The sequence below is a fragment of the Terribacillus sp. DMT04 genome, from assembly GCF_019056395.1.
Lineage (GTDB): Bacteria > Bacillota > Bacilli > Bacillales > Amphibacillaceae > Terribacillus > Terribacillus aidingensis_A.
The window spans coordinates 396,063-410,367 of record NZ_CP077639.1 but is presented as its reverse complement, the minus strand read 5'-3'; the positions used below and the strand labels follow the sequence as shown (position 1 = coordinate 410,367).

The window sequence follows — 14,305 nt, the reverse complement described above, 5'->3', positions numbered from 1 at the left end:
GGCTGAATACTGCAGATTTCCTTCCCAATGGAGCACATCACAAGCCGAGCATTCCCTTTAATTCTTCGAAGCGGCTCTTCGACAACGGAACAGAGCTGCGTGTGTGATCATCTAAAATTAAACTATAACTATTTCTTGTCCAGGTCACGACTTCCTTCACCTGCTGCAGATTAACCAAGTACGAACGGTGGCAGCGGAAAAAACCAAAAGCTCGTAAACGGCTCTCTAATTCTTGAAGTGTATATGTACAAGGATAAACTCCATCTTGAAGATGCAGCTGTGCTACGCCCTCACTGCTTTCGATAAAGTTAATATCAAATGGATTAAAAAGAATGATCTTATCGTCAATCTTTGCTGGAATTTTCTCCAGCTTAACTGGCTGAACATCTACTTCACTTTCCGTGAGCTCATCCGCTTCCTCTTCTACAACAATTTGTTTACAAGCTTTATCTGTCAAAGAATAGACGTTTTTCGTAAGTGCTAAAGCATTCTCCAAGTCTATTGTAGTAAGGAGAATTGTTTTCTCCTTCTTTTTCAGCTCCTCAATTAACCGGTGAATAATCAAGCTGGTCTCAAGGTCGACATTTTGTTCTGGCTCTTCCATTATCAATATTGGCTGGTCCTGCAGTATTAATCTGCCAATCTGCAGTCTGCGCTCTTGCGAAAATGTCAATTTGCTAATTCGTACATTTTGCACATCCCGCAGGCCAACTTGCTGCATAACATCATGAAGATCAACTGTACTGCTGTAAAGCTTACGAAAGAAAGCCAAGTATTCCTTTACGCGCATTCGTGTGTAGGGTGCATCATCCAAATACAAAAAACCAATTCGATCATGAACAGATTTTAGTTTTTCGATATTTTCATCAAATAGTAGTACACTACCCGTAGATGGATTTTCTTGTTTGGCAATTATTTGAAGCAGCATGCTCCCAATGACTTTATTACAGCGGATGACATAGCATTCACCAGCTTCAAGCTCCATATCTATTGGAGGCAGCAAGGTGGTATTGTGAGAAGTTTTGCTAAGATTATCGAATTTCAATGTTGTTGTCATGTACGTTGTCGTCCTCCTGTCTTACTTTTATTGTAAAGCTAACTCCATGAATTGGAAATACCGAAAACGGAGATGAAGAACTTTGAAAAAAGATATTGATGATTATTTAAATGAAGGAATATATGGTGTGAAAGAAACGAAAGCCGGTGAGAGAAAGGAGTTCCTTGGCACCTTGCGGGAACGGACCATTTTTGCCCTAACAGAAGGAGAAGTTGTGCAGCAAAAAGGCATTAATCAGTTAACAGATGCGATGAAGCAATACCCAGATGCATCCTTGCGATTGTCCGGAGAAGTAAGCACACGATTTTTTAAACCATATAAAAAAGCAGCAGCTGACTATAACATCGCTTATACGTCAGTGACTAATCAAGATGTTGATGCAGATTTAGCACTCGTATTGCATGTTGATCATGCAATACATAAAGATGATATCTATCTGCATGAGGAGGAATCGACCATAGCTGAACAAGCAGAAGAGAAGGAGCAGTCCTTCACTTCTATGCTTAAGAATATCTTTAAACGGTAATAAACCTGTTAAGGGCTTGTAAGATTTCTATGCTACCCTGACTAAAAGGAGCTGTAAACATGTATACCTTAGACGCAAACAATCTTCCAGCAAAGACACATTATAAAATACTATCAGGCAGTATCATTCCAAGACCAATCGCTTTCGTCACTACTATGTCAGATAAGGTCATTAATGCCGCACCGTTCAGCTATTTCTCTGTTGTTAGTGCGGATCCACCATTAGTCAGCATATCCGTCCAGAGAAATGGTACGAAACAAAAAGACACTGCTCGTCATGCTATTGCTACCGGCGAGTTAGTAGTGCATATCACTTCAGAGGCTATCGTTGAGGAAATGAATAAGACGGCAGCCACTTTATCAGAAGAGGAAAGTGAACTAGAGCTCACTTCTTTCACGTTAGCACCAAGTACGTATATCTCGGTTCCTGGCATAGCAGAAGCATCCATTCGAATGGAATGCACTTTGTATGACCATATTGAAATTAAAAAGGAAGATGGCCAGACAACCGCAGACCTCTTGCTCGCTAAAGTAGTTGGATACCATCTTTCTCCCGATGTTTATGACAAGGAAACAGGCTATCTTGATGCTCAATCTATTCAGCCAACCAGCCGATTAGCAGGCAATGATTACAGCAAGCTGGGTGAGTTATTCACATTGAAGCGCCCTAAATAAGCAGGAAAGTGGTGTAACCATGCAGAAAACCGTTGTCATTACAGGAGCGAATGCAGGTATGGGTTTTGCAGCAACAGTAGCCTTAGCCAGAAAAGGACACACCGTTTGTATGCTCTGCCGCTCTGAAGAACGCGGACAACATGCACTCGAGCAAGCCAAACAGCAAAGCGGCTCAGCAGACATACACCTTTACGCATGCGACTTGGCTTCATTTTCGAGTATTCATACATGTGCAGAGGTACTGAAATCTAACCACCCTGTCATCGACGTTCTACTTAACAACGCCGGTGTTGTCACAACGAAAAAGCAATATACTGAGGATGGCTTGGAAATGATGATGGGCGTCAATCATCTCGGACATTTTCTGTTAACTAATTTGCTGTTAGAGCCAATCAAGGCAGCTTCCCAAGGACGCATCATTGTTCTTTCTTCCGGCGCTTATAAAATCGGTAAAATCAGCTTGGATGAAGTAGGGGAATCCGCATCATTTACACCGTGGCAAAACTACGGACATAGTAAACTTGCCAATTTATTATTTACCAAGGAATTGTCTCTGCGTCTCCATCATTCCAATGCAACGGTAAATGCTGTTCACCCCGGTGCGGTAAGTACAAGTCTCGGAGTAGACAGACAAACCGGATTTGGCAGAAGGGTTCATCAGCTGCTTCGGCCTTTCTTCCAAACGCCTGCAGAAGGTGCAGATACGGCATTATATTTAGCGGAGAGTCCAGAAGTAAAATATGTGTCAGGCGGTTACTTTTATAAAAGAAGAATTCAAGAAGTAAAAGGACAAGCAGATGATGCCGAATTGGCTAAGAAGTTTTGGGCCATTAGTGAACGAAAAGTGGGATTGACCGTGTGACGGTCAATCCCATTCTTTCAAAAGGAAGCCATGATCAGTTAGTGCCACGACTGCTTCCTCCAGAACATCCTCATCTTCAGCCGCTAACGTATGAAGATGAATACCACCTGTCAGCTCTGACAAATAGCCTGCTTTACCTTGAGAAATTCTGCTGATAAACTGTTTCACTTCTCTGCGATTGGAGACCATAATAGAAGCGGTCATCAATCCATAAACCGGATGCTCCACTCGTACATCCTTCACGGTAACCCCCAAGTCGACGAGCAGCTGTAATTCTTCTTCTGTTCTTTCCGGCAGATGCTGACAAACAACAATCTTTTCAGCTGCCTGACCTGACTGTTGATGCAGCAAATATCCTTCGCTGGTGGCAATGATCGGGTGCTGTTCCGCTTTTAGCAGTGTTACATCCCCAACAATCACCTGCCTGCTGACGTTTGCTTCTTTTGCCAATACACTGCCCTTTAAAGGACCTTCTGCTGCTTGCAGCTTCTCCAGCAGCCAACTCCGCCTCGCTTTACCTAATAGCTTCTTCTTTTCTTCACCCATGAAAACCGTCCTTTTACCTGTTTCCTGTATTATAACAAATTTAAAAAAGTACCTGGGACAAAACAAAATTATTCCATCTTTAAAGCGAACGATTAATACTTTCATCCCTTTTCTCTTACACCTCCGCCTGTAGGAAAGCAAAGTATATTTCCGAAGCAATGCTTTCACCTCAGTTTCAAACGTAAAAAAATCCAAACAATACTACTGTTATTAATTACAGTAGTATTGTTTGGATTCTATATAATTCAAACAGTTAGTTCTCGGCTTCCTTCAGTCAGCGTATACTTCCTGTGCTTTCTTTCCGGGCAAAGTTTTCCAAGCTGTTTGCTGCAGAAACTTAAAATATAACGGTGCGTACGGATGTCCGACATCCGAGTTCCACGGTTTGTTCGCACCAGTGAAATGGACAATTGCAGGTGATTGCCGCGCTTCTTTGTGACGTTTACGCTCTGCAAGGTCTTTTGGTGTTTTCGTTTTCAAAATGATAAACGATTGCGCGTTCCATCTTGGATGGATTGGCTTCCACTTATCCCATAGAATTGCATTCAGTGCATCTTGGTCATGTAAGTACAGATAATCGGGATCATTGTTTTCATTAATAAACCGCAGTACTTTATCCGAAATAGAATGATTACGCCAATTCTCCATATCAATCACCATCATACCAGAATTGAAGTATCTGCCTTCGTTCGTAATATTCATCTTCTCCAAACGCTGCAGCTGCCCAGCATCCTCGACAGCTGCAAGCATTTTCCCGTCCAAGTTCAGTTCCTGCAGCTCCGAGACATCGGTCAATACTAATGTATCACAGTCGATGTAGATAACTCGTTCCACGTTTGGATCTGTTATCACTTCAGGAATAGATATGCGATAATAAGCTGTTTTATTGATATACCTGCTTTCCGTGGCATTTTTATATGAGTCCGTATTTACAGAGAGGAAGCGAATTGGCGTACCGAATTGCATCGTTGTCTTCATCAGCATTCGTTTATTTGTTTTTGTAATGCCGCCATCGATTACGTATAACATGACGCGTCTGTTCTTCTTAACATTCGAAAGCAATGATGTCAGCATCACACCTAAGTGATGCGCGTAATTATCATCCGCACTAGAAACAATATGAATCGTATCTTTGTGATGCAAGACGTTCACCCTCCTTTATAATCGTACGTTTCTTTACCCCGCCTTCCCATATAGAAAACCAATGAAGCGGAAAATGAGAATCATGAACCAGTTTCTCGGACTAGTTTTCCGATTATTATGACAATTATTCTAGTTAAAAAGAGCTATCACACAAAATTTGTTGCAATAGCTCTTGTATCCGCTGCTAATTTAAGAAAGCGGCTGATGAAGTTCCCAGCCCAGCTTCAATAATTCTACGATATAGTCCGCTACTTCTTCCGGATTGAGGTTATCTGTTGTGACGCGTGCATTATGTTCCGCATAGATAGCTTGTCGTTCATCGAATATTTGCTGCACTTCATCAACCGATTTATTGTGCAGCACTGGTCTATTCTCGATTAATAAATCCATACGTTCCTTCCAACGGTCCCAGCTAAGATCGAGGAACAACACCAGACAGCTCTCGAGACAAACTTCTCGAATGGCTTCCTGTTTGAAAGCTCCGCCGCCTAGAGAAACGATATTGCATTGTTTATTATCACAAATATCAATGACCGTATTCCGTTCAATCTCACGGAAATAGTCTTCCCCATGCCGCGCGAATATTTCCGGAATTGCCATCCCATACCGCTGTTCAATCTCTGCATCAACATCGATAAAGTCTCTGTAAAGTTTCTCGGCGACTAGCTTGCCGATTGTCGTTTTTCCAACACCCATGAATCCGATCAGGACGATATTCTTCGCCCGCACAGGTATATGCTGTCTGCTCATTGTTCGCACGATGTATCTCCTCTCCCCACCAGTCGTATACCTTGTAATATATTCTATTGTATACGATAAATACAAAAATCGTAAGAGAGAAATACCCTTATCGCACCTTTGCATCCGCCAATTCAAGATTCAGCCATTTCACTTCATCAGCTGTCAGTTCAATTTCTACACTCGGAAGTGCTTCCTGCAGGCGCTTTACATTTTTACACCCTACGATGGCGCATGTTGGGAATTGCTGATGCAGTACATAAGCAACCGCTATTTGATTAGCTGTTACACCTTTTTTATTTGCTAGTTCGACAGCTCGATCATAGCGCTCCCAATTGTCATCGTTATAATAAACACGAGCAATTTCCTCATCTGATATATGATTTCTGTCATAAGTACCCGTGAAAAATCCGCCAGCTTGCGATGCCCAAGAGATGACGGGCATTTTTGTACGCTGATGCCATGCCGCATATTCCCCATCTAATGCAACTGTCTCTGCCCATCGCACCTCATTTAGCTGCGCTAAGCTTAGATTGGGACTATTCACAAGAATCCGGTCGTACCCTTTCCTATCCGCATACTCATTGGCTTCTTCAATACGGTCGGACTCCCAGTTGGAAACACCATATACACCTATCTTCCCTGCTTTCTGGTGTTCATGCAGCATATCCATCAGCACCTGTACCGGCACATTCCGATCATCTCGATGAAGAAGGTAAATATCAATAAAATCTGTCTGCAAATTCGCTAGACTGTCATGCAAATCCTTTGTAATGTCGCTCGGATTCACACGCCTCATCTCCGGATGATGCACTCCTTCCAGATCAATATGGTAATGACCGCCTTTTGAAATTAGAATGACTTCATCGCGAGTGCCGCGCTCTGCCATCCATTGCCCAATCAATTTCTCTGCTTGGTATTGGGCATATTTCGGACCGGTATCGATTGTATTGCCGCCAGCTTGCAAGAAGCTATCCAGAACAGCGAATACATCATTTCTTTTGTTTTCAAAAAACTTGGTCGTGCCAAGAATCAATTGAGAAAGCGGGTATTTGACCCCTGGTATTGTTGTATAGTTCATCCTGAAAAGCCTCCCTTTTATTCTGTGCATTAGTCAGCAGTTTGTATGGCTATTCCCTTAATTCTTGAAAAAGTATCCTGTGCTGCTGCAGAAAAAACAGAGTTCGTGAATGATAGAAGATGTTACGAGGTTGTTATTATGTGGATTTATATCTACTTTAGCATTATGGCCATGCTGACAGCAAATAAAATGAGGCAGGCATAGATGATGCCTGCCTCATAGTGATTACCCATTCATGACTTCAGTAAGCACTGGGACAATCTGTTTCTTACGAGAAACAACGCCTTTAAGCGTAGCTGTATTGTTGGATAATGTTACTTGGAAAGCCTTTTCCACAGCATCTGTTTCTGCGCCAATTGCAATCGCTGTAGAGTCATTTGTTAGAATGTTCGTGATGGCGAATAGATAAAGCTTTAAGCCTTTGTCTGTAATTTTCTGCTTCATTGCAGCTTCAACTTCTGTTTGGCGCACAAGGACATCCTGCTCATCAACAACGTTAACCTGTGCAATCTCAACAGTTGCTTCGCCCATTTGGAATTCTTTTGCATCAAGTGTGATTAACTCTTCCGCCGTTTTCTTGCTCACATCAGCACCTGCTTTAAGCATGTCCAAGCCATATGTATTCACATCGACATCAGCAATTTCAGCAAGTTCTTTCGCCGCTTTTACATCTTCTTCTGTGCATGTAGGGGATTTGAAAAGCAAGGAATCAGAAACAATTGCGCTTAGCATTGCGCCTGCAATCTCTTTTGGAATCTCCACATCATGCTCTTTGTAGATTTTCTTAAGAATTGTAGCTGTACAGCCGACTGGCTCCGCACGGTAATAAAGCGGATCAGCAGTTTCAAAGTTCGCAATACGGTGGTGGTCTACCACTTCTGTGACAGATACTGTATCAATATCTGAAACGCTTTGCTGCTTTTCATTATGATCAACTAAAATAACTTGTTCGACTTCTCCATTGATTGCCTCAATCATACGAGGAGCTTCAAGGCCGAACGTTTTTAGCGCAAAAGCTGTTTCTTCATTCAATTCGCCAAGGCGGACAGCTTCTGCTTCCATCCCTAGTTTGTTCTTCAAATGTGCGTATGCAATTGCGGATGTTACCGCATCTGTATCTGGGTTTTTATGTCCGAAGACGAGTACTTTGCCCACTGCTATCTCTCCTTTTGCATTGCCGGCGTAATGCCAGACATGATGTATTCATTTTACATGATTCTAGCTATTTTAAAAAGGGACTCACTTGGAAACGTAGCGGTTGCCATGCACCCAGTAGCGCCATGGATAGTCCTTGGCCTCCTGCGCATTCGGGATACCGATTCGCGGACCTGTTTCCACCTGCTCCGGTGTGTATCCAGATGTAATATATAAAGGCGGCTTCGTGAAATTCCCGCCGTAATGAGCGACTTGTTCAATCCCCATCGCCTGACAAAGTTTCCCCGGTCCATTCGTCAATTCTCTTGGCTTTTTGTCAGGTCTGCGTGTTTCCATCAGTGGAATGCCATCCTTTGGTTCCAACGCACGAATAAGAACAGCTTCGGGGGTTCCAGCAGCTGCACTCACTACATTCAGCAGCACTTGCCTGTGCATGGTGTACGTATAAATATGCCCTGGCTCATGAAACATTATCTCTGTTCGTTTTGTTCTTCGATTATTAAAGCTATGCGCAGCACGATCAAGTGCACCGCGGTAAGCTTCTGTCTCTACAATATAGCCCGAAGTGATTCCTTGCGGGGTTTCATGAACCAACAAACAGCCCAACAAACGTGGCGCAAGCTCCAAGGTAGGCTGTTCATAAAATGATTGTTTCAGCGGCTCATAGCTAGTCATTAAATATGCTCCTTCTTTAAAACAGGTTTTGGTTCTTGTTTTCTCCCTTTTAGCATTACCCAAACCTGGAATAAGAATGGCGCACCAAGTATAACGAGGAAGGAAATAATCGTAAATATCGGGATCGGCTGTATCGCTCCGAAATAATCAAGCAGCAAGCCGCCTGCCAACGGCCCTGCCACACCGCCAAACCCAGTAAAGCCCATGGCACCAAAATACGTTCCTTTCATCGCAGGGTTGGCAATTTCATCGATAAACATATCCGACATCGAGAACAGTAGCACCTCGCCAATTGTAAACAGTATGACAGCACACGCGATCCACACAATATCATGCAAAAACGCCATACTTAACATACTGACGGCTATCAGTACATTTCCGAGCATTAGTGATAATACAAGCGAATAACGCTTCGCTACGGTGACAATCGGATATTGCACTACTAGCACTGTTAATGCATTTAACGTAAGCATCATACTGAATAGCTTTGCGCCATCTTCTATGCTTGGTGCAGCAGCAAAAAACTGCGGCAATGTAGCACTAAAATGGGAATAACCAAACACACTTATCGTCACACCAATTAATAGGAGCATAAACAGCTTATCCTTACGCGTAACGTGAAACGCTTCCCGAACACCAATATGTTTTCCAGCTGCCGCTGTCTCCGCCACTGTAATGCGCAAAAATTGAAAAATGAGTACAAGACCATAAACGAAATAAACAAGTGCAGCGATAAAGAACGGCGCTGTCGAAGCTGATGAACCAAAGTACAGCCCTAATAACGGCCCAAATACAACTCCAATATTAATTGCTGTATACCGCATATTGAAGACGAGCAGCCGATGCTTTGGCTCTGTCACATCAGACAGCAGTGCTTTCGATGTTGGTTCGAACAAAGAACGGCATAATCCATTCAGTGCATTCATCACAAAAAATACCCATATCGCATCCGCCAGTGCAAAACCTACAAAGACAATACACCAGCCAAAAATGCTAATGCTCATAATTTTCTTTCTGCCAAACCGATCAGAAAAATACCCGCCATAAAAACTGGCAAGAATACCGACCAAAGAACTGACCGCAATAATCAAGCCAGTAAATCCAGCCGATGCTCCCTTTTCCTGGGTCAGATATATTGCCAAAAAAGGAATACTCATACTAGTAGCCATCCTGCCGAACACCGTACCAATAATAATTGTCCAGCTGTAAGGATGGAGCGACCTTAATGCTTGCATACTGCCTCATCTCCTCATAATCCAGATTATAGCAGATTACAAGGATGCTGTTAGGCTCATCCCTCTGCAGCAAAATGAAACATTCTCATGATTTATTCGTACATTTAACTGTAGAAGCAACCATACAAATTTCTAGTCTTAAGTTAAAGTTGAAGAGGACTTATTAGCCAGGTTGCAAACGGAGTAATTCTTGTACGTAAAACCAAGAGGGGGGACGCAATGAACTACGGCATCGAACCTGATTTTTGGATAAGATTCTTTTTATTGCTAGCCGCTATTCTTTTGTTGCTGATCTCTTTTCATGCACTTATGCGAAAATGGTTTCGAGTTGAGCGCAGTAAATTCTTTTCGTATAACCATGTTAATGCGAAACATAAAAAGATTGATTGGATCCTTCGAATTACTACAATAGTTATGATTCTTTTATTTACACCTGTCGTAATGATGACTGGTATCGATAATCTTAATTTGTTTATCTATCCCAGCTCTATTCTAATTATCTTTATTATTGTCTCTGAATTAGTCCGGACAGTCATGGAAAGAAAATACGCTAAAAATCCGAACGCTTATAAAGTAACGCTAAGTCAGCTTATCTTTCTCTGTCTATTGTTACTAACACTCTATACGACTGATTTCTGGGGATTGATATAGTTAGCCGCAGACAAAAAGGCTGGGACGTAACTAAAAAGTGAACTAACATTTTTAGCCGTCGCTCGGGCAGCACACTCGCTTTCCACGGACACGGCCTCAGCCTACGCTAGTTAAGATTAACGTTAAAAACCCGAACTTAAGTCAATCTTAGTCTAAAGATTCACGTCAAAGTTCGGGCTTTTCTTTAGCTGAAACAATTATGTTCCAACCTCATTATGCTGCTACTGGTTATTTAGGAGATTAAATCAAGACTGATCTTTCACTTTTTCTTCCTTCTTTAACAAGTCTCGAATTTCAGTCAGTAATTCCTGCTCCATTGTCAGTTTTTGAACAACTTCTTCCGGCTGCGGCTGTTTGCGTTTTAATCGGTTCATAAATTTAACGACCATGAATAACACAGCAGCAATTAATACAAAGTTAATAACAGTTTGAATAAATACACCATACTTCACAACAGCATTACCGACAGTAAGCTGCAATCCGCTAAAATCATGCCCGCCTGTGATGATGCCGATAAGCGGCATTATAATATCATTAACCAATGATGTCGTAATAGCACTGAATGCCGAACCAATTACAACGGCTACAGCCAGATCGACAACGTTTCCGCGCAAAGCGAACTCTTTGAATTCTTTAAGCATTGTATACACCTCTCTTTCAGCAACTATTATTCTCACGCATCTGTTTCTCTTTTTCAAGTATAGACATTTTCGCAAAAAAAGAGACCCTCGCCTGAGAGTCTCTCTTGCATTACAATTCTTTCCACCAATCATCATGCATAGAAGCTGGCATCTGCCGTTTGTGTGTTGTTTTGAAATAACGCTCTTCCAGAAGCTTAGCTGGTTCCTCATCGATGATTTTCCCTTCTAGATAATCATCAATATCTTCGTATTTTAACCCAAGTTCTGCTTCATCCGTTTGTCCTGGTTTGTCATCAAGTAAATCGGCAGTCGGTAATTTTTCGTATAGGCGTTCTGGTGCACCGAGCTCGATTAGCAGCTGCTTACCTTGACGTTTATTCAGTCCGCTTAGCGGCAGAACGTCAGCAGCACCGTCACCGTATTTCGTATAGAAGCCTGTAATTGCCTCTGCCGCGTGATCTGTACCTATTACAAGCAAGCCTTTTTGGCCGCCAATTGCATACTGCGCGATCATGCGCATCCGTGCTTTTACGTTTCCTTTATGAAAATCAGCAAGTTCCTCATTCGTTGCATCTTTAAAAGCACGAGCAGTTTCTGCGACAGGGGCTTTGATATTATATACATAAGATTCTGCCGGCTCGATGAACTTCAGTGCTAACTGTGCATCGTCCTCATCTGCCTGCTCGCCATGCGGCAGTCGCACAGCCGCAAATGTAACATCCTTGCCTTCTTCTTTTAACTCCTCAATTGCCAGCTGCGCAAGACGGCCAGCCAAAGTAGAATCCTGCCCTCCGCTAATACCTAATACGTAGCCTTTTGCACCTGTCTTTTGTAAGTAATTTTTCAAAAAGTCGATACGGCTGCGAATTTCCTGCTTAGCGTCAATCGTTGGTTTTACCTGCAGCTCTGAAATGATTCTAGTTTGGTTCGTCATCATGGGACCTCCTCGAATTTGTCGTTTTGATAATCTTTTTCCCTCTCTAATTGAAACCTAATCTCTTTATGTATCATGCTCTCACTTTCTAGTATAAACCAATTGCAGCAAAAGCCGAAAATTAAAACCCGCAACACTAATATGCCGCGGGTTTCCTGTTCATGTTCATATATGCTGCCATATCCTCCATCGTCTTTTCCATACGCTGGACGTCTATATCAAAATCAAGGTCTGTTGAACGAAAGAACGGATCGTCAAAAGTGAAAAGCTCTGCAATGTAATCTTCATAAGCACGCATCGCAACCATCTCCTTTCCAACTCTTCTTTCGTTTATTCTAGCCCAAATCCCTGCCGAAAAAAACCCATTCAAAGGAACTTATTCATCTGCCTCCTGTTTTAGAACATCATCACCTTGGAAATAATATCCTTTATGGACAAAAGGAGGCAAAAAAATGGACTTGTACGATTTTATGAAAGATGGTAATCCTGGCAAAAGCCAATCTCGTCAGCCTGGTATCCAGCAAAAGATGGACCCGCTTCCGATTGAGGAATTTGATCATTGGAAAGGAAGCGGCAAGCTTCAAGGTAAGGTCGCGCTCATCACTGGCGGTGATAGCGGTATTGGACGCGCAGTTGCTATCGCCTATGCCAAGGAAGGCGCCAATGTTGCCATCTCCTATCTCGATGAACATGATGATGCTGCATATGCAAAGCAGCGAATTGAAGAAGAAGGCGGCAAATGCGTCCTTTATCCTGGTGATATTAGTGATGCGACGTTTTGCGAGAATCTGATCCAGCAAGTTGTAAAAGATTTTAACACCTTGGATATCCTCGTAAATAACGCAGCGCGTCAAGAAGTTCAAAATGATCTGACCGCGATTACACCCGAGCAATTTGAACGGACATTCCGGACAAATTTCTTCAGCTTCTTTTATTTATCACGTGCTGCACTGCCGCATCTTGGCAAAGGAAACAGCATCATCAATACAGCTTCCATAAATCCTTACATTGGCAATCCGACATTAATTGATTATACGTCTACCAAAGGCGCAATCGTTGCATTCACACGCTCCCTAGCAAAGGGATTAGCTTCTAAAGGAATTCGTGTAAACGGCGTTGCACCTGGACCAATTTGGACACCACTCATACCAGCGACGATGCAGGATGAGATGCTGACCAATTTCGGCACGCAGACACCGCTCGGCAGACCCGGTCAGCCTGTTGACCTTGTCGGCAGCTATGTATTGCTTGCCTCTGATGAAGCCGCCTATATGACTGGCCAATTCATTCATGTTAATGGCGGAGACTATATGTCATCTTAATGGACTAGAAACACATAGGGCTTAAAATCAAAAACACGTAAAATTGGGATTCCCCATGATTTTACGTGTTTTATTATTGCTCTTTTTACTTTTTATTCTTCCACATCTGGGTATTGTCGTCTTCATCGAACTCGATGATAACATCCGTTACGCCCTTCTGCTTCATAATTTGTTCTTCCAGCCGGTCTTTAATATCATCTGCAGCAGCCACAGTTAAGGACGGATCAATCTCCAATTTGGCTTCCACGTGGAAAGACTCCCCTTCTTTGACAACTGTCATCTCTTGAATATCGCGCACATCGTTGTCTGCAAACAGGATATCTCCTATTTTGTCAGCCATCTCCTCATCTGCTTCTCCAATTACACCTGCTGCATTATCAAGGAAAACGCGCCCTACAACAAGAAACATCATAGCTCCAATTACAATCGAAGCAATTCCTTCTGCTTGATAAAATGGGGTATACGATGCAATCAAAATAGCGATAATCGCGATCAGTGCTCCGCTTGTAGCAACAAGATCCTCCATAAATACAAGCTTTGTCGCTGGCTTCGCACGTCCAACATTAGCAAAACTTTTTGGAATAACAGCAAAACCTGTTGCACCTGAATCACTCTCATGCGCAATTTCGCGCATAGCCTTTAACAGCACATACCCCTCTAAAATACAACTTACAGCAAGCACAGAAATACTTAGCCATAAACCTTCCGATTCTGATGGATGTCCTAAATGTGTGATGCCCTCTCGTATTGTTTCGTAAGCGAGAATTCCAACAATCAGCACTGCACCAAGCAGTACAAGATTGACAGCTCGGCCAAACCCGCCGGGGAAACGCTCCGTCGGGGCTTTTTTACTTAATGCTGAACCTACATAAACAAAGAACTGGTTCGCTGAATCACCAAAACTGTGCATTGTCTCCGCGAACATTGCAACATTGCCTGTCAGCAAAAAAGCTCCACCTTTGACGAGCGCAATAATAAAGTTCACTATTGCTGCTAAACCAGCAGACTTGCTGCCTTGGCGTAATAAACCCAAATATTCTTTCATGCTGTCTCTTCCTTTTCGAT

The 14,305-nt window shown here is 42.7% G+C and carries 17 protein-coding genes; 5 read left to right on the top strand and 12 right to left on the bottom strand.

Annotated elements, in window-relative coordinates; genetic code table 11:
* Positions 1-37 precede the first annotated feature (37 nt).
* On the bottom strand, positions 38-1,057 hold the full coding sequence (locus tag KS242_RS02250) for a LytTR family transcriptional regulator DNA-binding domain-containing protein (RefSeq protein WP_217322828.1): 1,020 nt from the start codon (positions 1,055-1,057) through the stop codon (positions 38-40).
* An 82-nt stretch (positions 1,058-1,139) separates the two neighbouring features.
* Between KS242_RS02250 and KS242_RS02245 the strand changes: the two genes are divergently transcribed.
* Genes KS242_RS02245 through KS242_RS02235 form a run of 3 tightly spaced genes read left to right on the top strand, consistent with a single transcriptional unit; the run spans position 1,140 to position 3,119 of the window.
* Positions 1,140-1,583, top strand: coding sequence for a YueI family protein (locus tag KS242_RS02245; protein ID WP_217322827.1), 444 nt, complete (start codon positions 1,140-1,142; stop codon positions 1,581-1,583).
* 59 nt (positions 1,584-1,642) lie between these two features.
* Positions 1,643-2,257 carry a flavin reductase family protein gene (locus tag KS242_RS02240; protein ID WP_217322826.1) on the top strand — a complete coding sequence of 205 codons (615 nt, stop codon included), beginning with the start codon at positions 1,643-1,645 and terminating at the stop codon, positions 2,255-2,257.
* Positions 2,258-2,276: 19 nt separating this feature from the next.
* Entirely contained in the window at positions 2,277-3,119 is an 843-nt protein-coding gene (locus tag KS242_RS02235; RefSeq protein WP_217322825.1) for an SDR family oxidoreductase, read from the top strand.
* Positions 3,120-3,122: 3 nt separating this feature from the next.
* Here KS242_RS02235 and KS242_RS02230 read toward each other — a convergent pair whose 3' ends face one another.
* The 7 genes from KS242_RS02230 to KS242_RS02200 all read right to left on the bottom strand — a co-directional run bounded on the left by KS242_RS02230 (position 3,123) and on the right by KS242_RS02200 (position 9,692).
* A complete protein-coding gene (locus KS242_RS02230) occupies positions 3,123-3,665 on the bottom strand; it encodes a transcription repressor NadR (protein ID WP_217322824.1) in 543 nt (180 codons plus the stop codon).
* A 270-nt stretch (positions 3,666-3,935) separates the two neighbouring features.
* Positions 3,936-4,808 carry a glycosyltransferase family 8 protein gene (locus KS242_RS02225; RefSeq protein ID WP_217322823.1) on the bottom strand — a complete coding sequence of 291 codons (873 nt, stop codon included), beginning with the start codon at positions 4,806-4,808 and terminating at the stop codon, positions 3,936-3,938.
* Positions 4,809-4,997: 189 nt separating this feature from the next.
* Positions 4,998-5,558 (bottom strand): shikimate kinase, encoded by a 561-nt coding sequence (locus KS242_RS02220; RefSeq protein WP_217324031.1) that lies wholly within the window; start codon positions 5,556-5,558, stop codon positions 4,998-5,000.
* Positions 5,559-5,655: 97 nt separating this feature from the next.
* Entirely contained in the window at positions 5,656-6,627 is a 972-nt protein-coding gene (locus KS242_RS02215) for an aldo/keto reductase (RefSeq protein ID WP_217322822.1), read from the bottom strand.
* Between the two features lie 225 nt (positions 6,628-6,852).
* Complete coding sequence (locus KS242_RS02210; protein WP_217322821.1) at positions 6,853-7,782, bottom strand: manganese-dependent inorganic pyrophosphatase; 930 nt, start codon at positions 7,780-7,782, stop codon at positions 6,853-6,855.
* 84 nt (positions 7,783-7,866) lie between these two features.
* Positions 7,867-8,457, bottom strand: a complete 591-nt coding sequence (locus KS242_RS02205; RefSeq protein WP_217322820.1) for a DNA-3-methyladenine glycosylase — start codon at positions 8,455-8,457, stop codon at positions 7,867-7,869.
* Entirely contained in the window at positions 8,457-9,692 is a 1,236-nt protein-coding gene (locus KS242_RS02200; RefSeq protein WP_217322819.1) for an MDR family MFS transporter, read from the bottom strand. Before KS242_RS02200 ends, KS242_RS02205 begins: the two co-directional genes overlap by 1 nt.
* Before the next feature lie 219 nt (positions 9,693-9,911).
* On the opposite strand from KS242_RS02200, the gene KS242_RS02195 reads away from it, so the two are divergent.
* Complete coding sequence (locus tag KS242_RS02195) at positions 9,912-10,343, top strand: DUF4181 domain-containing protein (RefSeq protein WP_217322818.1); 432 nt, start codon at positions 9,912-9,914, stop codon at positions 10,341-10,343.
* Positions 10,344-10,588: 245 nt separating this feature from the next.
* On the opposite strand, the gene mscL is transcribed toward KS242_RS02195, so the two are convergent.
* From mscL to KS242_RS02180, 3 genes are all read right to left on the bottom strand, one after another.
* A complete protein-coding gene (mscL, locus tag KS242_RS02190; RefSeq protein WP_217322817.1) occupies positions 10,589-10,984 on the bottom strand; it encodes a large-conductance mechanosensitive channel protein MscL in 396 nt (131 codons plus the stop codon).
* Between the two features lie 109 nt (positions 10,985-11,093).
* Positions 11,094-11,918, bottom strand: a complete 825-nt coding sequence (nadE, locus tag KS242_RS02185) for an NAD(+) synthase (RefSeq protein WP_217322816.1) — start codon at positions 11,916-11,918, stop codon at positions 11,094-11,096.
* 136 nt (positions 11,919-12,054) lie between these two features.
* Complete coding sequence (locus KS242_RS02180; protein WP_217322815.1) at positions 12,055-12,216, bottom strand: hypothetical protein; 162 nt, start codon at positions 12,214-12,216, stop codon at positions 12,055-12,057.
* 154 nt (positions 12,217-12,370) lie between these two features.
* On the opposite strand from KS242_RS02180, the gene KS242_RS02175 reads away from it, so the two are divergent.
* On the top strand, positions 12,371-13,240 hold the full coding sequence (locus KS242_RS02175; RefSeq protein WP_217322814.1) for an SDR family oxidoreductase: 870 nt from the start codon (positions 12,371-12,373) through the stop codon (positions 13,238-13,240).
* Positions 13,241-13,325: 85 nt separating this feature from the next.
* On the opposite strand, the gene KS242_RS02170 is transcribed toward KS242_RS02175, so the two are convergent.
* Positions 13,326-14,285, bottom strand: a complete 960-nt coding sequence (locus tag KS242_RS02170; RefSeq protein WP_077305433.1) for a cation diffusion facilitator family transporter — start codon at positions 14,283-14,285, stop codon at positions 13,326-13,328.
* Between the last annotated feature and the right edge of the window lie 20 nt (positions 14,286-14,305).

Coding starts and splice junctions, on each gene's coding strand:
- KS242_RS02220 (WP_217324031.1), bottom strand. CDS start 5,558: ATGAGCAGACAGCATATACCTGTGCGGGCGAAGAATATCGTCCTGATC.
- KS242_RS02235 (WP_217322825.1), top strand. CDS start 2,277: ATGCAGAAAACCGTTGTCATTACAGGAGCGAATGCAGGTATGGGTTTT.
- KS242_RS02205 (WP_217322820.1), bottom strand. CDS start 8,457: ATGACTAGCTATGAGCCGCTGAAACAATCATTTTATGAACAGCCTACC.
- KS242_RS02175 (WP_217322814.1), top strand. CDS start 12,371: ATGGACTTGTACGATTTTATGAAAGATGGTAATCCTGGCAAAAGCCAA.
- KS242_RS02180 (WP_217322815.1), bottom strand. CDS start 12,216: ATGCGTGCTTATGAAGATTACATTGCAGAGCTTTTCACTTTTGACGAT.
- KS242_RS02230 (WP_217322824.1), bottom strand. CDS start 3,665: ATGGGTGAAGAAAAGAAGAAGCTATTAGGTAAAGCGAGGCGGAGTTGG.
- KS242_RS02215 (WP_217322822.1), bottom strand. CDS start 6,627: ATGAACTATACAACAATACCAGGGGTCAAATACCCGCTTTCTCAATTG.
- KS242_RS02195 (WP_217322818.1), top strand. CDS start 9,912: ATGAACTACGGCATCGAACCTGATTTTTGGATAAGATTCTTTTTATTG.
- KS242_RS02170 (WP_077305433.1), bottom strand. CDS start 14,285: ATGAAAGAATATTTGGGTTTATTACGCCAAGGCAGCAAGTCTGCTGGT.
- KS242_RS02250 (WP_217322828.1), bottom strand. CDS start 1,057: ATGACAACAACATTGAAATTCGATAATCTTAGCAAAACTTCTCACAAT.
- KS242_RS02200 (WP_217322819.1), bottom strand. CDS start 9,692: ATGCAAGCATTAAGGTCGCTCCATCCTTACAGCTGGACAATTATTATT.
- KS242_RS02240 (WP_217322826.1), top strand. CDS start 1,643: ATGTATACCTTAGACGCAAACAATCTTCCAGCAAAGACACATTATAAA.
- mscL (WP_217322817.1), bottom strand. CDS start 10,984: ATGCTTAAAGAATTCAAAGAGTTCGCTTTGCGCGGAAACGTTGTCGAT.
- nadE (WP_217322816.1), bottom strand. CDS start 11,918: ATGACGAACCAAACTAGAATCATTTCAGAGCTGCAGGTAAAACCAACG.